Below are 17,485 nucleotides of genomic sequence, written 5' to 3'. Positions count from 1 at the left end.
CGAGGGGATTCGTACTCCGGGCGTCGACCCTAGCAGAAATCCCCTCGACGATTCGACCGGATAGAGCCCGCAAGCGGGCTCTATCCCCCATGTTTTGGCGCGTGACGGGCGCCGAAACCGCTCACACTTTCGGCTGTCACGCGCCTAGACCTGAACGATCCCCGGTTTTCCGGCCTCCAGAGCCCATTTCGCGCGGGTCGACAGCTTGCCGTCGCGCCGGGTGACCGCGTCCAGCACCTTGAACTCGGTGACATAGGCCTTCGGGGTCACGTCGCAGATCGCGTAGCCGCGCTGGCTGTTGTTGAACTTCAGCATCGGATTGACCGCCTGGATCTTGGCGTAGGCCGCGGTCTGGTCAGTTCCGTCGCCGCCCGAGGTGATCGAGGTCACCACGAACTCCGACGCGATCGGCGCGCCTTCGTGCTTCTGGCCGTCGACGAACAGATCGCCGGCGAAGTTCTGGTGCTCGTCACCGGTCAGAACGACGGTATTGCCGACCTTAGCGTCGCGGATCTTGGACAGCAGGCGACCGCGCGGGATGCGATAGCCGGCCCAGGAGTCGGGGCTGGAAGTCACGCCTGGGGCCGGATCGCGATCCAGGTCCATCATCATCACCTGTTGGGCGACGACGTTCCAGGTCGACTTCGAGCCGGCCAGCCCCTCCATCAACCACTTCTCCTGCTTCTCGCCAATCACCTCGGCCTTGGGCTCGCCGATGGCGTCGCACGAACCGTACTTGTCGTTGCAGGGCTGGTCGGTACGGAACTGGCGGGTGTCCAGCAGGTTGAGGTTCAAGAGCTGGCCATAGGTCGCGCGGCGATAGATCTGCAAGCTGGCCCCGACCGGGAAGCTCGACGCCCGCAGCGGCATGTTCTCGTAATAGGCCTGGACGGCGGCCTGGCGGCGCAGGTTGAACAGCTTCGGATCCGTGCCGTCCTGATCAAGGTCGCCGACCCAGTTGTTGTCGGTCTCGTGGTCGTCCCAGACGGTGAACCATGGCGCGGCGGCGTGGGCGGCCTGCAGGTCGGCGTCCATCTTGTACTGGGCATAGCGGCGACGGTAGTCGTCGAGCGCGTAGATCTCACCGCCGAAGTGCTGGCGGACATTCTCGACCGGGCCGTTGGCGCCGTTCGAAACGCGGTTGCCGCGCCCCTCATAGATGTAGTCGCCGTAGCAGAACACGAAGTCCGGATTGTCCTCGGCCAGCCGACGGTAGGCGGTGTAGTAGCCGTTTTCGTAGCTCTGGCAGCCGGCGACAGCGAAGCGGACTCGGTCGACGGCCGCGCCCAGGGCTGGCGTGGTGCGGGCCCGGCCGACCAGGCTCCGCTCCTTGCCGGCGGTGAAGCGGTACCAGTAGTCGCGGCCCGGCTGCAGTCCCGAAACCTCGACATGGACCGAGTGCCCCAGCTCCGGCGGCGCGACCGTCGTCCCCTTGGCGACGATGTTGCGCATGCCGGGCGCGTCAGCGACCTCCCAGTCGACCGCGATGGGTGCCTTGGGCATGCCGTAGTCGATCTCGAACGGCTCCGGCGCCAGCCGCGTCCAGATCACGAAGCCGTCCGGCGCCGGGTCGCCCGAGGCCACGCCCAGCTGGAACGGGTAGGTTCGGAACACCGCCTGGGCCAGGGCCTTGCCGCTAACAAGCGGGATCGACAGCGCCGTGACGGCGGAAGCGCCGAAGGCGGTCAGAAGACGGCGGCGGCTGAAGGCGTAGCGGTCGAGGACGGACATGGCGAACCTCCAGAACTGAAGTCCCGCCGATAGCTCGGCTTTGTGACGGTTCTTAAAGCCTGCCCGCCTCGGTCAGGCGATCCAGCAGCCAGACCCGGGCCGGTGGCAGCGGCTTGTTCAGAGGGCCAAAGACGAACTGTTCGAGGAAGTGGCCGGTGATATCGAGCCCGGCCTTCACGTCGCCTTCGCTCAAGCCGCCTTGCGACGACAGCATGAACGGCGGCAGCGGCAGCAGCTTGTCGTGATAGGGCCGCCCGGCGTCGCGGCTGACGGCCCGCCCCGTGCGGGGGCTGACATAGACCAGGTCGTCGAAACTGCCCGTGGCCGCGCATTTGGAGAGGTCGAGGCCGAAGCCCAGCTCCTGCAACAGACCGGCCTCGTAACGGACATAGACGGCCGGCCAGATCTCGGAAATCTCAAGCACCCGGATCAGGGCCTCCAGGGCGTGAAACGCGCCAGGATGAGCCTCGCGCTCCGGAAGGGAGGCGGCCGCGACGGCGGCGGCGGCGGAGAGACCGGCCAAGGCCAGACGGTCATCGAACAGCGACGAAGGCCCCTCGCCCATCGGTTCCAGGGTGGCCGAGCCCATCTGATCGGAGATCCGGGCGCGATAGCGGGCGATGACTCTCGCGCCCGGCTGCAGGAAAGGCTTCATCCGCCGCGAAGCCGCGCCGGCGACATGGGCGACGAACTTGCCGCGATCCTGGGTGAGAAGCTCGACGATCGCTCCCGTCTCGCCGTGCGAGCGGGCAGAGAGGACGTAGGCTTCGTCCTCCCATTCCAGGCTCAAGTCGGCGTTCCCCACGCCACGACCTGCTCCAGCACCGGTTTCCAGTCGGCCTCGACCGGCAGGCCGATCACGTCGCGCAGGGTCGCTTCCAGCTCGTCAACCGAGAGATCACGCTGCTCGACCACCGCGCCAGTGACGTCGCGATGGGTGAAGCGGTTGTTCTTCAGGGCGTAGCGCGCGGTCGGCGTGGTGCGGCCCACCGTCATGCTCCAGGTGAAGTGCGAGCTGGGATGAGTGTAGGTGAAGTAGTTGGCCTGCTCGTAGTCGATGTCGGCCCAGCCGCCCTTCGACACCTGATACAGCGGCGCCCAATGGCCCGAGAGGTCGGCTTGAACCTGACGCTCGGCGACGCCGCCGGTCTGGGTGTCGGCGATGCGGAACTTGCCGTTCGGGCTGTCCTGGATCTCGTCCGAGAACAGGCGCAGCGGCGCGGTCAACACGCAGCCGCCGAAACCGGAATCGGCCAGCCAGGTCTCACCATCCAGCGTCACGCCCAGCACCATGTGCGAGCGTGGTCGCGGCGGCGCGCCCTCTGGCAGCATCCATTGCACCCGCGCCATCAGGCCCTCGACCTGGAAGCCGAGGGTTTCGAGGACGCGCTTCAGCAGTCCATTCTGCTCGTAGCAATAGCCGCCCCGCCCAGCCGCGATCAGCTTGGCGTCGATCTCGGCCGGGACGATGCTGATCCCACGCCCCAACAGAACGTCGAGGTTCTCGAACGGGATCGCGTCGGGATGTTTCTGGGTGATGGCGCGCAGGGTCGCCATCGTGGGCTCCCGAGGGCCGTCGTAACCAATGCGCTGGAAGTAGGCGTCCAGATCAACGGCCACGTCGGCCGCAGGGGCATCAAACATCGAAATCCAATCCGATATCGCTGAACAGACCGCGTTCCTCGGCCCAGTTCTCCTTGACCTTCACGTGAAGGAAAAGGTGAACCTTGCGATCGAGGATGTCGCACAGCTCCTCACGTGAGGCTTGGCCGATCCATTTCAAGGTCTGGCCGCCCTTGCCGATCACGATGATGCGCTGGCCCTCGCGCTCGACCAGGATGGTCTGCTCGATGCGGACGCTGCCGTCCTTGCGCTCCTCGAAGGCCGTGGTCTCGACCATGGCGGCGTAGGGCAGCTCTTCGTGGACGCGCAGATAGACCTTCTCACGGGTGATCTCGGAGGCCAGCAGTCGCGCCGGCAGGTCGGCGGTCTGGTCTTCCGGATAGAGCCAGGGGCCCTCGGGCATCATCGAGACGAGCTTAGCGGTCAGGTCCTCGACGCCCGCGCCGGTCGAGGCGCTGATCATGAAGACGTCGGTATAGACGCCGGTGTCGAAGAACTCCTTGGCGACCAGCAGCAGGGTGTCGCGCTTGACGCCGTCGATCTTGTTCAGGGCCAGGATGACCTTGCGGTCGGCGGCCTTCAGGCCCTCGATGATCGTCTGGACGTCCTGGACCGAGCGGTATTCACCCGGCGTGGCCTTGTCTTCGCGGCTGGCCAGTTCGGCCTGGACGTCGACTAGGTGAACGGTGGCCTCGGCGTCTTCCGAACCGGCCCAGGCGGAACGCACCATGGCGCGGTCCAGGCGACGGCGCGGGCTGAAGATCCCGGGGGTGTCGACGAGCACGATCTGGGTGTCGCCCTCGATCGCGACGCCGCGCACGGGGAAGCGGGTGGTCTGGACCTTCTGGGTCACGATCGAGACCTTGGCCCCGACCATGCGGTTGACCAGCGTGGATTTGCCGGCGTTCGGCGCGCCGATGATCGCCGCGAAACCGGCGCGAGTTTGGGAGGTGGTGTCAGTCATTGCGGGTGCGTGTAGCACAGCGAGGCCGAAATTCCTCCCCCCGAGGATCACGACCCGTTTCGCGACTGTCCGTAGATCTCGACCGGCTGGCCATCGGCGTTGATTTCGGTCCGCAGCCACCGCGAGCCGATGCGTCCGGCGACCGCGATGGAGGCCTGGTTGCCGGTATCGATCCGATGGAGCGCCTCGCGCCAATCCAGATGCGAGAAGGTCCAGTTGACCGCCGCCGCCGCGGCCTCGGTCGCGTAGCCGCGTCCCCAGAAGGCGGGCAGGATCGCCCACCCCACTTCGGCGCGGCCTGGCGCTTCGGGGACCCACGGCCCTACGCGCCCGACCCATTGGCCGGTTTCGGCCTCGAAGACCGAGAACAGTCCGCAGCCGCGCAAGGCCCACATGCCAGCCGCCAGCGCCATGCCGTCCCAGGAGGTCTCGCGCGACTTCGGCCCGCCGAAGAAGCGGGTCGCGATGGGATCGGCGTCGAAGGTCGCCCAGCCGTCGAGATCCGCCTGGATGGGCGGGCGCATTCGCAGACGCGCCGTGCTGAGTTCAAGCGCCATGACGCCGATCAGACGCCCGTGTTGGCGATCGCCGCGTCGATCTCCCGCAGCGAGTGGTAGCCCGGCTCCATCTTGCGGCCGTTGATCTCGAAGGTCGGCGTGTTGTTGACGTCGTGCTCCTTGGAATTCCGCTGCACGCGGTCGTTCAGCGCCTTGATCTGCGCCTCGTCCTGCACGCACTTGTCGAACTGGGCCTCGTTCATCCCGGCCGACTTAGCGATCTCCAGCAGGGTGTCGCGTGGCGAATAGAAGACGCCCGGCTGGGCCGCATAGACCGCGTCGGCGACCTGGAAATACTTGTCCTTGCCCGCGCATCGGGCCAGCAGGAAACCGGCGGAAGCCACGGTCACCTCGGCGTCGCCGCCGACCAGCATCTCGCGGAACACGTAGTTCACCTTGCCGCTGTCGACGTACTTGGCCTTGAAGGCCGGATAGACCTCTTTCTGCCAGCGTGCGCAGACAGGGCAACCGACCGAGGCATACTCGACGACCGTGATCTTGGCGTCCTTGTTGCCCAGGCTCATGTCGTCCGGCAGCGCCTGAAAGGATTGGCCCTTGCCGCAAGCGACCACGATGAGGCTCAGGAGAGCGGCGACAACGAGCTGGAACCGGCGCATCCGACTACTCCCCGACGAGAATCGTATTGTTGAGGTCGCCATCAGAGGCGTCCGCCATCCGCGCGGTCAACCCTGAGCATCGCGGCGGCTGATAAGCACGCGACGCGTTATGCCGCGCCTTCGCGTTCCAGGAGTGCTCCGGCGGCGGCCTTTTCGGCCTCCTGCCGCGACTTGCCCTTGGCGATGGCGGGATCGACGCCAATCACGGCCACCTCGACCGTGAAGACCGGCGCGTGGTCGGGACCCGTGCGATCGAGAACACGATAGGTCGGCAGCGGCCGCCCCTTGCCCTGGGCCCATTCCTGCAACGCGGTCTTGGGGTCACGCGGACGCCCTTCCCCGGCCCGGTCGAACTCGTCGCTCCAGAGATCCAGGAACACGCGGCGCGCGGCGTCGAGACCGCCATCCTGATAGAGCGCGGCCATCAGGGCCTCGGTGCCGCCGGCCAGGATCGAGTCGGTCTCGCGGCCGCCGATCTTGCTGGACGAGGCCGACAGGCGCAGGGCGGGACCCAGACCCGCCGCCCGCGCGACGCGGGCGCAGGTCTCGCGGCTGACCAGAGCGTTCAGGCGCGGGGCCAGCTCGCCTTCCTTGGCCTTCGGGAACCGCTGGGCCAGGGCTTCCGCAGCCAGCAGGCCCAGCACGCGGTCGCCGATGAATTCCAGCACCTCGTTATCGCGGACCTTCTTGGCGCCGTCCCCGACACTGGCGTGCGTCAGGGCGCGTTCCAGAAGTTCGCGATCCTTGAAGGCGTGACCGATCCGGCGTTCCAGGTCGCCGACGGCGGCGACCCGTCTATCCATGACCAATGGCCCCCGCCTCGATCACTTCAGCACGTGGAAGAAGCGGCTGGGACGTGCGTTCAGGAACCACGTCCACGGCTTGAAGAGGCTGGCCTCGGCGTTCCAGGACAGCAGGATGATCTGGGCGCGGCCGACCAGGTTCTCCTCCGGCACGAAGCCGACGCCGACCTCGTCGCCGATGTACTGGTCCAGCTCATAGTCCCACTTGCAGGCGCCTTCCTTGAACGGCGAGACGCCCGGGTCGAAGCGGCTGTCGGCCGAGTTGTCGCGGTTGTCGCCCATGAAGAAGTAGCAACCGGCCGGAACGGTGTAGACGCCGGTGTTGTCGCCACGGCTGTCGGGGCCAAAGTCCTGGGTGTTGTACGGACGGCCTTCCGGATTGATTTCCTGGAAGCGCTGGACCTGCTGGGTGAAGCCATAGCCGGTGTCGACCAGGGCCGGGGCCTGTTCCTTGCGGACCAAGGCCTTGCCGTTGATGTAGACCTGACCGCCACGGACCTGGACCTTGTCACCCGGCATGCCGATCAGGCGCTTGATGTAGTCGGTGCGATTGTCGCGCGGCAGCTTGAAGACGATGATGTCGCCACGCTTGGGCGTGTGGCCGAAGATGCGGTTCTTGATGATCGGCGGGCTGAACGGGATGGAGTGCTTGCTCCAGCCGTAGCTGAACTTCGACACGATGATGTAGTCGCCCTGATAGAGGTTGGGCTCCATCGAGGCCGACGGGATCGTGAACGGTTGGAACAGCAGAACACGCAGCACCAGGGCGATGCCCAGGGCGTAGGCGACGGTTTTGACGATCTCGATGAACTCGGCGACGACGCCCTTCTCTTCGGGCGGCGTGATGTCGTCGGCGGCGTCGGTCATGCGGGCGCGGAGCTCTTCGGAAATGGATGTCCGGCGAACCGGTTCGGCTTTGCTAGACGGGCTTGGTGACAGGGGCAAGTGGCGCGCCCGCTAACGCGGCTTTAAGGCGAAGGTTGGACGAGCCGATCAGACGTCCTCGGGCAACAGGCGGATCTCCACCGTGCCGCCCGCCTCGTAGACCGGATTGCCCGCCAGGCAGGTCGCCGCGTCGTCGAGATCGGTAGCCGCGATGCGGATGAAACCAGCCAGCTGATCCGAGCGCGAGGCGGGCGCGCGGGCGCGCCGGAAACAGGCGCCTTCGCCAATCGCGCTGCCGCCGCGCAGGCGACCAGCCGCTGACAGGGCGTCGAGATAGGCCGGCCAGTCGGCGGCGCGCTCCCCGTCGGCGTCGGCGTGCATCAGCAAGATGTAGTCGGCCATGACCCAGCTCCCATCAGGTCTTGGGCAAGGCTTCGATGATCACGAAGGCCTGGGCGTAAGGGTGATCGTCCGTCAGGGAGAGATGGATCACCGCCTCCATGCCGGGCGGCGTCATTTCCTTCAAGCGCTCCAGAGCGCCTTCGGTCAGCGCCATGGTCGGCTTGCCCGAGGGCAGGTTGACCACACCCATGCCGGCCAGATGCACGCCGCGCTTCAGGCCCGTGCCCAGGGCCTTGGAACAGGCCTCCTTGGCGGCGAAACGTTTGGCGTAGCTGGAGGCGCGGTCGGGCTTGCGTTCGGACCGCTTGCGTTCGATCTCGGTGAAGACCTTGTTCGTGAACCGGTCGCCGAACCGTTCGAGCGACTTCTCGATCCGGCGGATGTCGCACAGGTCCGAGCCGATCCCGATAATCACGCCGCCAACTCCGCACGGGCGGCGTCCATCAGGACCCGCATGCGCTGGATAGCCTGCGGCAGGCCGACGAAGATCGCCTCGCCGATCAGGAAGTGGCCGATGTTCAGCTCGGCGATCTGCGGAATGGCGGCGATGGGTTTCACCGTGGCGTAGTCGATGCCGTGGCCGGCATGGACCTCCAGACCGAGGTCGGAGGCCAAGGCGGCGCCGGCCTTGAGGCGATCGAGGATCGCTTCGGCTCGCGCGTTCTCTCCAGCGCGAGCGGCGTCGCAATAGGCGCCGGTGTGCAGTTCGACGACCTGAGCGCCAGCGGCGACCGAGGCGCGGATCTGGTCGGGATCGGCCTCGATGAACAGCGAGACCCGCGCGCCGACGGTGCGCAGGCGAGCGGTGGCGTCGGTGATACGGTTCTGGCCCCGAACGACGTCGAGGCCGCCCTCGGTGGTCACCTCTTCGCGACGTTCCGGCACCAGGCAGGCGGCGTGCGGCTTGGCCGCCAGGGCGATCCCGACCATCTCGTCGGTCACGGCCATCTCGAAGTTCAACGGCTTGCCGCGCTTGTGGCAGAGGTCGGTCAGCACGGCGATGTCGGCGTCGCTGATGTGGCGCCGGTCCTCACGCAGGTGGGCGGTGATCCCGTCGGCGCCGGCGGCCAGGGCCAACTCGGCGGCGCGCACCGGTTCCGGATACGAGGAGCCGCGCGCGTTACGGATCGTGGCCACGTGGTCGATATTGACGCCCAGTCGCAAACTCATCCGCTCTTCCCGCTCTAGACCCGGCGGGGACTCGGCCCTCGCGCGACGCTTCATCCTATAGCCCAGCCGTCTCGCTATGCAGGTGGGAATTTCGAGCGCCGACGCCAGGGCCACCCATGGACAAAGCGCGCCGCCTGCCCAATCGTCCGCCAAAGCTTCGGGGAAAGTGATGATGTCGAACAAGACTTGGCTCGCCGCGACGGCGGGCATGCTGGCGATCGCTCTGGCGAGTTCCGCGGCCGCCGCGGAGGTTTCCGCCGGCAAGCTCAAGACCCTGAAGGCCGACGCGGTCGCCGGCGTCGAGAGCCGGGCCAAGCTGGCTCAGGTGATGAACGACAAGATCTTCTCGTTCGGCGAGCTGGGCTTTCAGGAGACCGAGACCTCGGCCTATGTGACCAAGGTGCTGGAGGAGAACGGCTTCACCATCAGACGCGGCGTCTCCGGCATCCCGACCGCCTGGGTGGCGACCTGGACCCACGGCCAGGGCGGTCCGACCATCGCCTTGGGCAGCGACATCGACTGCATCCCCAAGGCCTCGCAGAAGCCTGGCGTGCCCTGGCACGATCCGATCATCGCCGGCGCGCCGGGCCACGGGGAAGGCCACAACTCTGGTCAGGCCCTGAACGTGGTGGCGGCGCTGGCGGTCAAGGACGTGATGCTGAAGCAGAACATCGCCGGCACGCTCGTCCTCTGGCCCGGCGTCGCCGAGGAACTGGTGGCCGGCAAGGCCTATATGGTTCGCGACGGCGTGTTCAGCGGTATCGACGCGACCATTTTCACCCACGTCGGATCGAACCTGCAGACCACTTGGGGTCAGCCCAGCGGCACCGGCCTCGTCTCGGTAAAATACAGCTTCCACGGCGAATCCGCCCACTCGGCCGGCGCGCCCTGGCGCGGTCGCAGCGCCCTGGACGCCGTCGAGCTGATGGACATGGGCTGGAACATGCGCCGTGAGCACCTCAAGCCCGAACAGCGCTCGCACTACGTGATCGTCGACGGCGGCGACCAGCCCAACGTCGTGCCGTCCGAAGCGACCGTCTGGTACTATTTCCGCGAACAGAGCTTCGATGCGATCAAGAAGAACTGGGCGATCGGCAACAAGATCGCCAAGGCGGCGGCTGACATGACCGACACCACGGTCGACTCCGCCGTGGTCGGCACGGCCGCTCCGCGCCACTTCAACCGGCCGATGGCCGAGGCGGCCCAGAAGAACATCGATCTTGTCGGCCTGCCCAAGTGGAGCGACGACGAACAGTCCTTCGCCAAGGCCGTCCAGAAGAATGTCGGCTCGACCAAGCAGGAAGGCCTGGACGTCAAGCTGAAGGGGCTGAAGCCGCCCGAAGAGAAGCCCGACAGCGGGGGTTCGGACGACATCGGCGACATCTCGTGGATCATGCCCACGATCACCATCAACTATCCGTCCAACATCCCCGACCTGCCCGGCCACCACTGGGCCAACGCCATCTCGATGGCCACGCCGATCGCCCACAAGGGCGTCGTGGCGGGCTCGAAGGTGGTGGCGATGACGGCGCTGGACCTGCTGACCCAGCCCAAGCTGCTGGTCGAGGCCAAAACCTACTTCACGGACGTCCAGACCAAGACCCAGAAGTACGTGCCGATGCTCTCGGCCACGGACAAGCCGCAGACCCAGATCAACGCCAACATCATGGCAACCTTCCGCCCCGAGATGAAGAAGTACTACTACGACCCCGACAAGTACGGGACCTATCTGGAGCAGCTGGGCATCGCCTGGCCGGTCAAGGAGCTGACGCCCCCTTCAGCGAAATAAGGGGCGGCCAAGTAGCTTGGGATCAGCGCAGCCGGCGGCTGCCGGGATCCTCGATCGGAATCGCGGCCAGCTCCGGCGGCAGGGCGTCGGCCGGATAAGCCGGGACTTCCAGGCTGCACAGCGAGATGAGCGGCACGCCGACATCGACCTTACCGCCAGAGCGGTCGACGATGCAGGCGGCGGCCACGACGTCACCGCCGGCGTCCTTGATCGACTGGATGCACTCGCGTGACGACAGGCCGGTGGTGACGATGTCCTCGACCATCACGACCTTCTGCCCGGGCTCCAGGTGGAAGCCACGGCGGAACTTGAAGCTGCCGCCCTCGCGCTCGACATAGATCGACGGCACGTTCAGATGCCGGGCGGTCTCGTAGCCGGGGATGATGCCGCCGACGGCCGGCGACACCGCGACGTCGACCTGGCCGACCGTGGCGATGATCTTCGCCGCCAGGGCCTTGCAGAGCCGCTCGCAGCGCTCGGGGCGCATGAACACCAGGTTCTTCTGCAGGAAGACCGGGCTGTGCAGGCCGGAGGACAGCACGAAGTGGCCTTCGCGCAGGGCCCCTGCGGCGCGGAATTCGTCGAGGACGTCGTCGTTTGTCATGAGCGCTGCCTATAAGACCTGAGCGACGAGTCTTCAAACGCCGGCTTGCCTGACGGTGCGGTTTTGGGCTCTACCGCCCTTCATGACCGAAGAAGTTCAACGCCCTCGCGTCGGCTGCGGCGCGGCCATTCTCGACAGCCAGGGCCGGCTGCTGTTGGTCAAGCGGGTGAAGAACCCCGAGGCCGACCACTGGGGCGTGCCCGGCGGCAAACTCGACTGGGGCGAGGCCGCCCGCACCTGCGCCGAGCGGGAGATCGAGGAAGAGCTGGGGCTTCGCATCAAGGCCGGTCACGTTCTGGCTGTCACCGACATGGTCGCGCCAGACTATCATTGGGTGGCGATCACCTATCGCGTCGATAGCTTCGAAGGCGAGCCGGCGATCCAGGAGACGCACGCCTTGCATGAGTGGGGTTGGTTCCCGCTCGACGCCCTGCCCTCGCCGCTGACGGCTTCGACGCGAGACACCGTCGCCGCGCTCTAGTTCTTGACGAGCTGGTTCAGCTTCAACTGCTCGGCGCGGCCAAGGCCGCCGGTCCAGCAGAAACCCAGCGCGATCCGCAGACTCGGCGTGCGGCGCGCCTCTTCGATCACCGCGTCGACGATCGCCGGGCTGACTTCGAGCAGCGCCTCGAGCGGTCCTTCGCCCAGGCCCGACAGCGTGGTGAGGTTGTTGCTTCGCCGAGCGATCTCGACGACGACCGCGAAGCCCCGCGCCGCCTCGTCATCGACCAGTTCGGAGAGGTGCTGCCACGGATCCTCGTCGAGCTCGAAGTCGTTCTCCGGCTCGATCTCCAGACACGCCTCGACCAACTCCAGGTCATTCTCGTCGAGTTCGACCATCTAGCCGCGCGTCCGATCCACGGTCTCGACCGACGGGCAGGCCCGCAAGGCGGCCGAGATGTTGGTCAGGTGCTTGGCGTCACGGACCTCGACATCGATGTCGGTGTCGAAGAAGTCGCTCTGCCGGTGGTGCATGCGGAGATTGACGATATTGCCGCCAGCCTCGCCGATGATCGTGCAGACCTGACCCAACACGCCTGGCGCGTTCTGGATCGTGGCGTGGAGCCGGGTCAGCGAGGTGGTCTCCCGCTCGGCTTCTGGTGTCCAGTTCAGGTCGCGCCAGAGTTCCTCGCGATCCTCGTATTCGGCGAGACGCGGACAGTCGATGGTGTGGACGTCGAGCCCTCCATCCTGATTTCTGGCGCCGTCCTCGCGCAGGATGCCGACGATGCGGTCGCCCGGCACGGGGCTGCAGCAGTGGGCGAAGTGTAGCGACACACCCGGGGTCAGGCCGCCGCCGCGCACGTAAAGCGTCGCGTTCTGGCCGCCCTCGATCTTGCGACGGGCGGTGGCGGCGGCGCGCTCGGAATCCTTCATGCCCGGATAGGCGGTCTCCAGCACCTGGCTGGGTGAAACCCGTCCGCGTCCGACGGCGTCGAACAGCGCTTCCTCGCTTTCGAGGGCGAAGCGTTCGAGGATCGGACGCAGCGAGACGTCCTTCAGCTTCTTGCCGGCGCGCTCGAAGACCTGTTCCAGCGAGGCTCGGCCCAGGCGCAGGAACTCTTCCTTCTCGGTCTGGCGGATGTGACGGCGGATGGCCGAGCGGGCGCGGCCCGTGACCGTGAGCGACCGCCAGTCCGGCGGCACGACCGGCTTAGAGCCGCGCACCACCTCGACCACGTCGCCATTGACCAGTGGTGTCCGCAGCGGCTTCAGCTCGCCGTTGATCTTCACCCCGATGCAGGTGTCGCCGACGCTGGTGTGGACGGCGTAGGCGAAGTCGAGCGGCATGGCCCCACGCGGCAGGCTGACCAGCTTGCCCTTCGGCGTAAAGACGAACACCTGGTCCAGGAACATCTCGAGCTTGGCGTGCTCGACCAGTTCCTCGCTGTCGCCGCCATGCTCCAGCACCTGGACGAGCTGGCGGAGGTTGGCCAGCGGATCGCGACCGCCAGCGGCTTCCATGCCTTCCAGATCGAGACCGTACGAGGCGTCCTTGTAGCGGAAGTGGGCGGCGACGCCCTCTTCGTTCACCCGGTCCATGGACTCGGTGCGGATCTGCATCTCGATGCGCATGCCGCGCGGGCCGACGACGGTGGTGTGCAGCGAACGGTAATTGTTCCGCTTCGGCGTCGAGATGTAGTCCTTGAAGCGGTCGGGCACGCTGGACCAGGCCCGGTGAACGACGCCCAGGGCGCGGTAGCAGTCCTCTTCGCTGTCGACGATCACGCGGAAGGCGTAGATGTCCGACATCTGCGAGAAGCCGATCGACTTGCGCTGCAGCTTCCGCCAGATCGAGTACGGCGACTTTTCGCGGCCGAAGACGCGGGCGGGCAGGTTCGACGCTTCCAGACGCGCGGCGATTTCCTGGCTGACCAGCGCCACCGCCCCGCCCTGTTCCTCGCGCAGCGAGTCCAGGCGGCGAAGGATCGCGTCGCGGGCCACCGGGTTGGTGTGCTGGAAGCTCAGTTCCTCCAGCTCGACGCAGATCCTGTGGCAGCCGATGTTGCGGGCCAGGGGCGCGTAGATGTCGCGCGTCTCGCGGGCGATCCGCTCGCGCTTGGCCTGGTTCTTGATGAAATGCAGCGTCCGCATGTTGTGCAGACGGTCGGCCAGCTTCACCAGCAGGACGCGGACGTCTTTGGAGATGGCCAGGATGAATTTGCGCAGGTTCTCGGCCTGGCGCATGTGCTCGGCCTGAAGCTCGAGCTTCGACAGCTTGGTGACGCCCTCGACCAGTTCGCCGATCTCGTCGCCGAACAGCTTGGCGATCTCTTCCTTGGTGACCGGGGTGTCCTCGATCACGTCGTGCAGCAGGGCCGTGACGATGGTCGCGGTGTCCAGCCGGTACTCGGTGAGGATGCCCGCCACCTCGATCGGGTGGGCGTAGTACGGGTCGCCGCTGGCCCGGGTCTGCGAACCATGCATCCGCATGGCATAGACATAGGCGCGGTTCAGCAGCGCCTCGTCGGCCGTCGGGTCATAGGCGTGGACCCGCTCGATCAGTTCGTATTGGCGGAGAAACTTGCGCGGCTTGGGAGCCGGCGCTGGCTCGACCACCGTAGCGGGAGCCGGAGACGAAGACGCGCCCGATTCGACATCGGGCGCGCGTTCAGACGGAGCGGTTGTTTCAGCCGCTTCTAGGATCAGAGGGTCTGCGCCTTCGGGGCTCAGTACCGCTCCTCCTGACCGCCATCGCGGTCGCTCTGCAGGGCGCGAACCAGTTCCAGTTCGCTCATCTGCATGTGGTTGGGATCGGCCAGCAGGGCCAGGGTCTCGGCCTCTTCCTCGGCCTCGGTGTGCTCATCCACGCGCTGCAGCGTGCTGATGAGGTGTTCCTTCAGGGCCTCGTGGTCGATCACGTCGTCGGCGATCTCACGCAGGGCGACGACGGGGTTCTTGTCGTTGTCGCGGTCGACCATCAGGGCCGCGCCGGCCGAGATGCCACGAGCGCGGTGCGCGGACAGCAGAACCAGCGAGAAGCGGTTCGGAACCTTCTCGACGCAATCTTCGACGGTGACGCGGGCCATGAGTTCCTCGGGTTGCCGATAGCAATCGCAAAATAGGCTTCCGTGCGGCGACACGCAATGTCGCGCATGAACATCAGCTTTTGCGAGCGGGCGCTTATGCCCGCTTCGCTAGTCAATGTCTACCCTGTAGGCGCCAGCCTTACAGGGTTGCCGCCTACCAGACCTTCACACGCTTCTCGGGCGGCAGGTACAGGGCGTCGCCCGGCTTCACGCCGAACGCCGCGTACCAATCGTCGAGGTTGCGCACCGTGCTGGCCCGATACTGATCGGGCGCGTGGCCGTCGGTGATCAGCTGCTGGCGCAGGGCCGCCGGACGGGCATAGCCCAGCCAGCTCTGGGCATAGGCCAGGAAGAACCGCTGGTCGCCGGTCATGCCGTCGATCACCGGCGCGGGCTTGCCGCCCAGCGAGGCGTGATAGGCGTCCAGCGCCGCGCCCAGGCCCGCGACGTCGGCGATGTTTTCGCTGAGCGTCAGCTTGCCGTTCACCGCCAGGTCCGGGAACGGCTTGTAGGTGTCGAACTGCTCGGCCAGGGCCGTGCCGGCCTTTTCGAACTGGGCGAGATCGGCCGGCGTCCACCAGTTGCGCAGGCGCCCCTGGCTGTCGAACTGTGCGCCCTGGTCGTCGAAGCTGTGGCTGATCTCGTGGCCGATCGTGGCGCCGGTCGCGCCGTAGTTGGCGGCTGCGTCGTTGTTCAGGTCGAAGTTCGGCGGGGCCAGGATGGCGGCCGGGAAGTTCAGGCCGTTCAGCATCGGCAGGTTCACGGCGTTGACCGTCTGAGGGGTCATGACCCACTCGCCGCGATCGACCGGCTTGCCCAGCTTGGCCAGGGCGGTGGCGTAGTCGAAGGCTTCCGAGCGCTGAACGTTGCCCAGGGCGTCGCCGCGCACGACGGAATAGCCCGAATAGTCGCGCCACGTGTCGGGATAGCCGACACCGACCTTCAGCACCGCCACCTTCTTGCGCGCCTCGGCCTTGGTCGCCGGATCCATCCAGTCGAGGGCGTCGATGCGCTTCTCGAAGGCGACCTTCATGTTGTCGACCATGGCCGTGACCTGGGCCTTGGCCTCGGCCGAGAAATACTTGTCGGCGTAGAGCTTGCCGACCGCCTCGCCCAGCACGGCGTTGGTCGAGTTCACCGCCCGCTTCCAGCGCGGCGACAGGGCCGGCGTGCCTTGCAGCGCCTGGCCATAGAAGGCGAAGCGCTCGTCGACGAAGGCCTTGGGCATGGCGTTGCTGTAGTGATCCAGCAGGTGGAAGGTCAGATAGTCCTTCCAGGTGTCCAGCGAGACGCCGGCGACGGCCTTGCCCAGCCCCGTGACCAGGGTTGGGTGCCAGACGATGAAGCGCGGCTGGTTCGACAGCTTGGCGGCGGCGAAGAAGACCGACCAGTCCAGGCCCGGGGCCTTCGACGCGAAGTCGGCCTGGGTCCAGCTGTTGTTGGCCTTCTGGACGTCGGCGCTGTCGGCGCGCGAACCGGAGGCCCGGGCCAGCTGGGTTTCCAGCGCCATGATCGCCTTGGCCTTGGCCGCCGCGTCGGCGACGCCGCCCAGGGTCAGGATCTTCTCGATGTGGGCGACGTACTTGGCGCGCGCCTCGACCATCGAGACCTTGTCGGACAGGTAGTACTCGCGGTCGGGCATGCCGAGACCGCCCTGCAGCAGGAACGGCGCGTACTTGCTGGTGTCGTCGAACGCCGGCGAGACCCAAAGGCCCAACACGTTGTCGGTATAGAAGTCGGTGGCGTTCAAGGCGTCGACGTCGGCGCGGATGTTGCCGCCCAGCACGGTCGCCAACTGCTTCTTGTCCTTGATCGCCGCGATGCGAGCCAGGTCGGTCTTCAGCGGCGCCAGGCCCTTCGCCTCGATGCCGGCCTCATCCATGTAGCTGGCGTAGTAGTCGCCGACCCGCTTGCCATCGCCGCTGCCGCCCTTGGCGGCGTCCTGGATCAGGTCGACCGTGCGCTTGCTGGCTTCCTCGATCATCACCGCCGTGATGCCGTAGCGGCTCCGATCCGCCGGGATCGGATGGGTCTTGATCCACTCGTTGTTGGCGTAGGTCCAGAAGTCGTCGCCCGGCTTGATCGTCTTGTCGATCGAGGCCAGGTCGACGCCGCTTTTCGCCTGGGCGAAGGCGGCGGGCGCGGCGGTCAGCAGCGCACAGGCGGCGGCGCAGGCGAGCAGCGAACGAGTGAAGGTCATGTGAGCGGGTCCCCTATAGCGGCGTCCTCTGGTCGGGACGCTCGGCGCGGAAATTTGGCCGGACTATGGGCGCCGCTCGCGCCGGGTGGTCATTAAACTTTGGCAATGGAACGGGCGTCGCGCCCGACCTTGGCGTTCGCCGCCAGACGGAACGCGGGCTCCCCATTGACCGGATGGATCCAGGCCGAGGCCAGCTCCGTCAGCGGCCCCATCACGAAGAGCCGCTCGTGAGCCCGGGGATGCGGCACCAGCACATCGCCCTCCAGCACCGACCGCCCATGGGCGACCAGATCAAGGTCAAGGGTTCGCGCGGCGTTGAGCTCTCCCCTCGCCCGCCCGAACCGCGCCTCGATGTCGTGCAACACAGCCAGGGTGTCGCGCGGCGAGAGGTCCGTCCGCACGATCGCCACGCCGTTCAGGTATTCGGGGCCCGCTGGATCGGGCCAGGCCGCCGAAGCCCACCAGGTCGAGCGCGTGACCAGCTCAAGTCCGGCCTCCGGGAGCGCCGCCAGGGCGGCCTCCAACAAGGCTTCGCGACTCGTGTAGGCTCCCGGCACATTGCAGCCGAGCGCCACGATCACGGCCTCGTCCAAGTCATTTTGAGCGACCT

Annotated in this window: 19 protein-coding genes; 2 read left to right on the top strand and 17 right to left on the bottom strand. The window is 66.7% G+C overall.

The annotated features are described in order from the left end of the window. Nucleotides 1-144: 144 nt before the first annotated feature. The 11 genes from AC1RRV_RS11955 to AC1RRV_RS11905 all read right to left on the bottom strand — a co-directional run bounded on the left by AC1RRV_RS11955 (nt 145) and on the right by AC1RRV_RS11905 (nt 8,752). Nucleotides 145-1,731, bottom strand: a complete 1,587-nt coding sequence (locus AC1RRV_RS11955; protein ID WP_492859851.1) for an alkaline phosphatase D family protein — start codon at nt 1,729-1,731, stop codon at nt 145-147. A gap of 52 nt (nt 1,732-1,783) precedes the next feature. Beyond that, nucleotides 1,784-2,515, bottom strand: a complete 732-nt coding sequence (recO, locus tag AC1RRV_RS11950) for a DNA repair protein RecO (RefSeq protein WP_492860103.1) — start codon at nt 2,513-2,515, stop codon at nt 1,784-1,786. Nucleotides 2,516-2,517: 2 nt separating this feature from the next. Then, the gene (locus AC1RRV_RS11945) at nt 2,518-3,375 is read right to left on the bottom strand and encodes an arylamine N-acetyltransferase family protein (RefSeq protein WP_492859850.1); all 858 of its coding nucleotides are present in this window, start codon (nt 3,373-3,375) and stop codon (nt 2,518-2,520) included. Beyond that, nucleotides 3,368-4,318, bottom strand: a complete 951-nt coding sequence (gene era, locus AC1RRV_RS11940) for a GTPase Era (RefSeq protein WP_492859849.1) — start codon at nt 4,316-4,318, stop codon at nt 3,368-3,370. Before era ends, AC1RRV_RS11945 begins: the two co-directional genes overlap by 8 nt. A gap of 47 nt (nt 4,319-4,365) precedes the next feature. Further along, the gene (locus AC1RRV_RS11935; protein ID WP_492859848.1) at nt 4,366-4,842 is read right to left on the bottom strand and encodes a GNAT family N-acetyltransferase; all 477 of its coding nucleotides are present in this window, start codon (nt 4,840-4,842) and stop codon (nt 4,366-4,368) included. A 41-nt stretch (nt 4,843-4,883) separates the two neighbouring features. Continuing rightward, nucleotides 4,884-5,492: a thioredoxin domain-containing protein gene (locus AC1RRV_RS11930; protein ID WP_492859847.1), complete on the bottom strand. Its 609-nt coding sequence runs from the start codon at nt 5,490-5,492 to the stop codon at nt 4,884-4,886. Nucleotides 5,493-5,599: 107 nt separating this feature from the next. After that, entirely contained in the window at nt 5,600-6,295 is a 696-nt protein-coding gene (gene rnc / locus AC1RRV_RS11925) for a ribonuclease III (RefSeq protein ID WP_492859845.1), read from the bottom strand. A 21-nt stretch (nt 6,296-6,316) separates the two neighbouring features. Continuing rightward, nucleotides 6,317-7,162, bottom strand: a complete 846-nt coding sequence (gene lepB, locus AC1RRV_RS11920; protein ID WP_492859844.1) for a signal peptidase I — start codon at nt 7,160-7,162, stop codon at nt 6,317-6,319. A gap of 126 nt (nt 7,163-7,288) precedes the next feature. Beyond that, nucleotides 7,289-7,582 carry a YciI family protein gene (locus AC1RRV_RS11915; protein ID WP_492859843.1) on the bottom strand — a complete coding sequence of 98 codons (294 nt, stop codon included), beginning with the start codon at nt 7,580-7,582 and terminating at the stop codon, nt 7,289-7,291. A gap of 13 nt (nt 7,583-7,595) precedes the next feature. Then, nucleotides 7,596-7,997 carry a holo-ACP synthase gene (gene acpS, locus AC1RRV_RS11910; protein WP_492859842.1) on the bottom strand — a complete coding sequence of 134 codons (402 nt, stop codon included), beginning with the start codon at nt 7,995-7,997 and terminating at the stop codon, nt 7,596-7,598. Continuing rightward, complete coding sequence (locus AC1RRV_RS11905; protein ID WP_492859841.1) at nt 7,994-8,752, bottom strand: pyridoxine 5'-phosphate synthase; 759 nt, start codon at nt 8,750-8,752, stop codon at nt 7,994-7,996. The genes acpS and AC1RRV_RS11905 overlap by 4 nt, the downstream gene beginning before the upstream one ends. Nucleotides 8,753-8,924: 172 nt before the next feature. Between AC1RRV_RS11905 and AC1RRV_RS11900 the strand changes: the two genes are divergently transcribed. After that, nucleotides 8,925-10,541 (top strand): M20 family metallopeptidase, encoded by a 1,617-nt coding sequence (locus AC1RRV_RS11900; protein ID WP_492859840.1) that lies wholly within the window; start codon nt 8,925-8,927, stop codon nt 10,539-10,541. Between the two features lie 22 nt (nt 10,542-10,563). Here the strand turns inward: AC1RRV_RS11900 and pyrE are convergent, their stop codons facing one another. Further along, nucleotides 10,564-11,145, bottom strand: a complete 582-nt coding sequence (gene pyrE / locus AC1RRV_RS11895; RefSeq protein WP_492859839.1) for an orotate phosphoribosyltransferase — start codon at nt 11,143-11,145, stop codon at nt 10,564-10,566. A gap of 82 nt (nt 11,146-11,227) precedes the next feature. On the opposite strand from pyrE, the gene AC1RRV_RS11890 reads away from it, so the two are divergent. Then, a complete protein-coding gene (locus AC1RRV_RS11890) occupies nt 11,228-11,626 on the top strand; it encodes an NUDIX domain-containing protein (protein ID WP_492859838.1) in 399 nt (132 codons plus the stop codon). On the opposite strand, the gene AC1RRV_RS11885 is transcribed toward AC1RRV_RS11890, so the two are convergent. The 5 genes from AC1RRV_RS11885 to folK form a co-directional block, all read right to left on the bottom strand. Continuing rightward, nucleotides 11,623-11,985 carry a DUF6869 domain-containing protein gene (locus tag AC1RRV_RS11885; protein WP_492859837.1) on the bottom strand — a complete coding sequence of 121 codons (363 nt, stop codon included), beginning with the start codon at nt 11,983-11,985 and terminating at the stop codon, nt 11,623-11,625. The two genes, AC1RRV_RS11890 and AC1RRV_RS11885, sit on opposite strands and share 4 nt — an antisense overlap. Further along, nucleotides 11,986-14,205: a RelA/SpoT family protein gene (locus tag AC1RRV_RS11880; RefSeq protein ID WP_492859836.1), complete on the bottom strand. Its 2,220-nt coding sequence runs from the start codon at nt 14,203-14,205 to the stop codon at nt 11,986-11,988. It abuts the gene before it with no gap. Between the two features lie 110 nt (nt 14,206-14,315). Next, on the bottom strand, nt 14,316-14,675 hold the full coding sequence (gene rpoZ, locus AC1RRV_RS11875) for a DNA-directed RNA polymerase subunit omega (protein ID WP_492859835.1): 360 nt from the start codon (nt 14,673-14,675) through the stop codon (nt 14,316-14,318). 154 nt (nt 14,676-14,829) lie between these two features. After that, nucleotides 14,830-16,875, bottom strand: coding sequence for a M13 family metallopeptidase (locus AC1RRV_RS11870; RefSeq protein WP_492859834.1), 2,046 nt, complete (start codon nt 16,873-16,875; stop codon nt 14,830-14,832). Nucleotides 16,876-16,967: 92 nt separating this feature from the next. Beyond that, nucleotides 16,968-17,456, bottom strand: coding sequence for a 2-amino-4-hydroxy-6-hydroxymethyldihydropteridine diphosphokinase (gene folK, locus AC1RRV_RS11865; protein WP_492860102.1), 489 nt, complete (start codon nt 17,454-17,456; stop codon nt 16,968-16,970). Nucleotides 17,457-17,485: the final 29 nt, after the last annotated feature.

Source organism: Caulobacter sp. GW821-FHT11E10, assembly GCF_058808375.1.
This window is presented reverse-complemented; position numbering and strand designations above follow the sequence as displayed.

What these genes read in the sequence shown, in the direction of transcription:
- AC1RRV_RS11955 (WP_492859851.1), bottom strand. Translation starts at nt 1,731, where the DNA reads ATGTCCGTCCTCGACCGCTACGCCTTCAGCCGCCGCCGTCTTCTGACC.
- AC1RRV_RS11945 (WP_492859850.1), bottom strand. Translation starts at nt 3,375, where the DNA reads ATGTTTGATGCCCCTGCGGCCGACGTGGCCGTTGATCTGGACGCCTAC.
- era (WP_492859849.1), bottom strand. Translation starts at nt 4,318, where the DNA reads ATGACTGACACCACCTCCCAAACTCGCGCCGGTTTCGCGGCGATCATC.
- AC1RRV_RS11935 (WP_492859848.1), bottom strand. Translation starts at nt 4,842, where the DNA reads ATGCGCCCGCCCATCCAGGCGGATCTCGACGGCTGGGCGACCTTCGAC.
- AC1RRV_RS11930 (WP_492859847.1), bottom strand. Translation starts at nt 5,492, where the DNA reads ATGCGCCGGTTCCAGCTCGTTGTCGCCGCTCTCCTGAGCCTCATCGTG.
- rnc (WP_492859845.1), bottom strand. Translation starts at nt 6,295, where the DNA reads ATGGATAGACGGGTCGCCGCCGTCGGCGACCTGGAACGCCGGATCGGT.
- lepB (WP_492859844.1), bottom strand. Translation starts at nt 7,162, where the DNA reads ATGACCGACGCCGCCGACGACATCACGCCGCCCGAAGAGAAGGGCGTC.
- AC1RRV_RS11915 (WP_492859843.1), bottom strand. Translation starts at nt 7,582, where the DNA reads ATGGCCGACTACATCTTGCTGATGCACGCCGACGCCGACGGGGAGCGC.
- AC1RRV_RS11905 (WP_492859841.1), bottom strand. Translation starts at nt 8,752, where the DNA reads ATGAGTTTGCGACTGGGCGTCAATATCGACCACGTGGCCACGATCCGT.
- AC1RRV_RS11900 (WP_492859840.1), top strand. Translation starts at nt 8,925, where the DNA reads ATGTCGAACAAGACTTGGCTCGCCGCGACGGCGGGCATGCTGGCGATC.
- pyrE (WP_492859839.1), bottom strand. Translation starts at nt 11,145, where the DNA reads ATGACAAACGACGACGTCCTCGACGAATTCCGCGCCGCAGGGGCCCTG.
- AC1RRV_RS11890 (WP_492859838.1), top strand. Translation starts at nt 11,228, where the DNA reads ATGACCGAAGAAGTTCAACGCCCTCGCGTCGGCTGCGGCGCGGCCATT.
- AC1RRV_RS11885 (WP_492859837.1), bottom strand. Translation starts at nt 11,985, where the DNA reads ATGGTCGAACTCGACGAGAATGACCTGGAGTTGGTCGAGGCGTGTCTG.
- rpoZ (WP_492859835.1), bottom strand. Translation starts at nt 14,675, where the DNA reads ATGGCCCGCGTCACCGTCGAAGATTGCGTCGAGAAGGTTCCGAACCGC.
- AC1RRV_RS11870 (WP_492859834.1), bottom strand. Translation starts at nt 16,875, where the DNA reads ATGACCTTCACTCGTTCGCTGCTCGCCTGCGCCGCCGCCTGTGCGCTG.